Origin of the sequence: Streptomyces ossamyceticus (assembly GCF_001418475.1) — a bacterium.
GTDB lineage: Bacteria > Actinomycetota > Actinomycetes > Streptomycetales > Streptomycetaceae > Streptomyces > Streptomyces ossamyceticus.
Window position 1 is genome coordinate 1 of the sequence record NZ_LIQX01000677.1, and the last position, 3,701, is coordinate 3,701.

The window sequence follows — 3,701 nt, forward strand, 5'->3', positions numbered from 1 at the left end:
GGGCGGGGTCGGGGAGCCTTCCCCCGGCTGCGGGTGACCGTCGCCGTACCGGGGGGTAGGTTTCCTGGCATGGCAGCCACGCACGAAGTGACCAATCAGGTTCCGCCCCTGGTGGGCTATGACGTCTACGCCGCCGACCGGGTCCTGGCCGAGGCCGTCGAGCGGCATGTGGCCCCGGACGTCCTCGACGAGGCCCGCGGTGAACTGTCGGGGCTCGGTCGTACGGCCGGCTCGGAGCAGGTCCAGGAGTGGGGCAGGCTCGCCAACGAGAACCCGCCGAAGCTGCGCACCCACGACCGCTACGGCAACCGGATCGACGAGGTCGAGTTCCACCCGTCCTGGCACCGGCTGCTCGGCAAGGGTGTCTCGGCGGGGCTGACCGCCGCCTGGGCACGGCCCTCCGGGCATGTCCGGCGCGCCGCCGGCTTCGTCGTCTGGACCCAGGTCGAGGCCGGCAACGGCTGCCCCCTGTCGATGACCCATGCGGCGGTGCCGGCCCTGCGCACGGACCCGGCGCTGGCCGCCGAGTGGGAGCCCCGGCTGACGTCCACGATCTACGACTGGGACCTGAGGCCCGCCGGCCAAAAGGCCGGTGTGCTCTTCGGGATGGGCATGACGGAGAAGCAGGGCGGCAGCGACGTACGCGCCAACACGACCGAGGCCCGGCCCCTGGCCGAGGACGGGACGTACGAACTGCGGGGCCACAAGTGGTTCTGCTCGGCGCCGATGTCCGACGGCTTCCTGGTGCTGGCGCAGGCGCCGGGCGGGCTGACCTGCTTCCTGGTGCCGCGGGTGCTGGCGGACGGCACCCGCAACGTGTTCCGCGTCCAGCGGCTGAAGGACAAGCTGGGCAACCGGTCGAACGCCTCCAGCGAGGTCGAGTTCGACGGGACGTGGGCGCGCCGGGTCGGCGACGAGGGCCGGGGCGTGCGCACGATCATCGAGATGGTGTCCGTCACCCGGCTGGACTGCGCGTTGGGCGCGGCCTCGCTGATGCGGCAGGCGGTGGCGCAGGCCGCGCACCACTGCGCGTACCGGGAGGCGTTCGGCGGGAAGCTGATCGACAAGCCGCTGATGCGGAACGTCCTCGCCGACCTGGCGCTGGAGTCGGAGGCGGCGACGACGCTGGCGCTGCGGCTGGCGGCGGCGTACGACGCGGCGGAGGGACCGGACGGCGACGAGGGCGAGCGCGCGCTGCTGCGGCTGGCGGTGCCGGCCGCCAAGTACTGGGTGACCAAGCGCTGTACGGCCACGGTGACGGAGGCCGCGGAGTGCCTCGGAGGCAACGGCTACGTCGAGGAGTCGGGCATGCCGCGGCTGCTGCGGGAGTCGCCGCTCAACTCGATCTGGGAGGGCGCCGGGAACGTCCAGGCGCTGGATGTGCTGCGGGCCCTGCAGCGGGAACCCCGGGCGCTCGACGCGTACTTGCGGGAGGTGGGCCGGGCCCGCGGCGCCGACCACCGCCTCGACGGGGCGATCAAGGACCTGCTGACCGAACTGGCCGACCTCGACGGTGTCGAGGCCCGCGCCCGCCGGCTCGTGGAGCGCCTCGCCCTGGTCCTCCAGGGCTCTCTCCTGGTCCGGTACGCGCCGCCGGCGGTGGCGGACGCGTTCTGCGCGTCCCGGCTGGGCGGCGACTGGGGCGCGGCCTTCGGCACCCTGCCGCACACGCTGGACCTGGCCTCGGTGGTGGAGCGGGCCCGGCCGGTGGGTTGAGCCCCGCGCCGGTGGACTGCCTCGCCTGGGGGCTGAGCCCCGCGGGGCCCCGTTCGAGTGGCGCGGAGGTGGTGCTGCGCCGACACGGCACCACCCCCGCGTTCGGGCCCCTGCGAGCGGAGCACACGCGCCGCACCGGGCGGCGTCGAACAAGTTTCAAGCAGGGCCCGGCCGTCCGCCAGGGTTGCAGGGGGTTGCAACTCGTCGGCGCTCTGTGGCCGGAGTGAGTCCCTCCGTGGGCGAAGAACGGCAGACTGGGGACCCCGTAGTCAACGCCGGTCACGCAGGCCCGGACTCTCTCGGCCCTCCCGGGCGGGGAGGCGGCCCTGCCGGGAGGAACGAGTGCCGCACTCGCCGATGGAAGTCACGCGGCTCACCGCCACGGACGCCGCCCGGGCGGCACGGGTGCTCGGTGAGGTGCGTGCCTCCGCCCTCGCCGGTCGGCATCCGAAACCCTCCCCCCGCCCGGCGATCAGGGAGTCCTGGAGCCGGATGCTGCGCAGCGGGATGGATCCCGACCACGACTTCCGGGTCGACCTGCTGAGCCATGACGAGGTGGAGCGCCGCCGCCAGACCTCCCCCCTGCGGCATGTACTGCCGGTGCTGCGCGAGGGGTTGCTGTCCCTGGCGGACACCGCGCAGCACATCATGATGGTCGCGGACGCGGACGCCCGGGTGCTGTGGCGGGAGGGCAGTACGGCGGTGCTCCGCAAGGCCGACGGACAGGGCCTCGGGGTCGGCGCGGACTGGCGGGAGGAGACGGTCGGCACGAACGGCGTCGGCACGCCCCTGGTGGTCCGCCGCCCCGTCCAGGTGTTCGCCTCCGAGCACTTCGTGCGGGCCCTGCACTCCTGGACCTGCACCGGGGCGCCCATCACCGACCCGCGCGACGGTCGGCTCCTCGGTTCGGTCGACATCAGCGGCCCCCTGGAGACCCTGCACCCCGCGACGCTGGCGCTGGTCGACGCGGTCGCCAAGCTGGCCCAGTCCCGGTTGCGCGACCTGCACCTCGCCTCACTGGAACAACTGCGGGCGGTGGCGGCCCCGGTGCTGGCCCGGATCGGCGGCCCGGCGGTCGCCGTGGACCGGGACGGCTGGACGGCGGCGGTGACGGGCATGCCGTACACCGGCCGCCTCGCCCTGCCCAAGTCCCTCTCACCGGGCCGCTGCTGGCTGCCCGCGCTGGGGCTGTGCGCGGTCGAGCCTCTCTCCGCCGGCTGGCTGATACGGCCCACCGCGGACCCCGCGCCCGCCCCGACGGCCACCCGTATCAGCCTCGACGTCTCCCACCCACGCCGCTGGACCGTCACCGTCTGCGGCTCCGCCGGCTCCTGGACCCATGAACTGAGCCGCCGCCACGCGGAGTTGCTGTACCTCCTCGCCCTCCACCGCGGTGGCCGCAGCGCCTCCGCCCTCGCCGACGACATGTTCGGCGACCCCGCCCGCACGGTCACCGTCCGCGCCGAGATGTCCCGCGTACGCCGCTACCTGGGCGCCTACCTCGACCACCGGCCGTACCGCTTCACGGAACGAGCCGACGTCGAGGTCCTCCTCCCGGACAGCCCCCAGGATCTGCTGCCGCATTCGGCGGCGCCGGGGGTGGTGCGCGCCAGAGGGGCGACGCGGGGCGGACAGGCGTGGCGGGAGGGACTGGGGGAAAGACCGTCGGAGCACGGAAAACGCTCCTAGCGGGGGGCGCGTGTGAGTCGGAGGACGGTACGGAACGGGGGCGCCTGTGGATCAGGGAAGCGGCGAGGACGTGGAGCAGGAACGCGGCGGGGACAACCTGATGAGCGGCGGACAGGTCACCGGTGCGTTCATCCAGGCTCACTCCATGCTCACTCCATCGGAAAGGCCGAGGTGCACGGGGGACCGGCACCCGGAGACCCACCCGGCGGCCGGGCGGTGTCGTACTCGTATCCCTCGGTCACGTGAAGCCGGTGGCGCCTCCTGACGCACTCGGCCGCCGGGTGGGTCTCCGGGTG

Annotated in this window: 2 protein-coding genes; both read left to right on the forward strand. The window is 74.0% G+C overall.

Translation table 11 applies throughout. From position 1 onward, the window contains the following. Positions 1-69 precede the first annotated feature (69 nt). The gene (locus AOK15_RS36330) at positions 70-1,716 is read left to right on the forward strand and encodes an acyl-CoA dehydrogenase family protein (protein WP_055522778.1); all 1,647 of its coding nucleotides are present in this window, start codon (positions 70-72) and stop codon (positions 1,714-1,716) included. A 357-nt stretch (positions 1,717-2,073) separates the two neighbouring features. Continuing rightward, positions 2,074-3,405, forward strand: coding sequence for a helix-turn-helix domain-containing protein (locus AOK15_RS36335; RefSeq protein ID WP_055522779.1), 1,332 nt, complete (start codon positions 2,074-2,076; stop codon positions 3,403-3,405). The last annotated feature ends 296 nt before the right edge of the window (positions 3,406-3,701 follow it).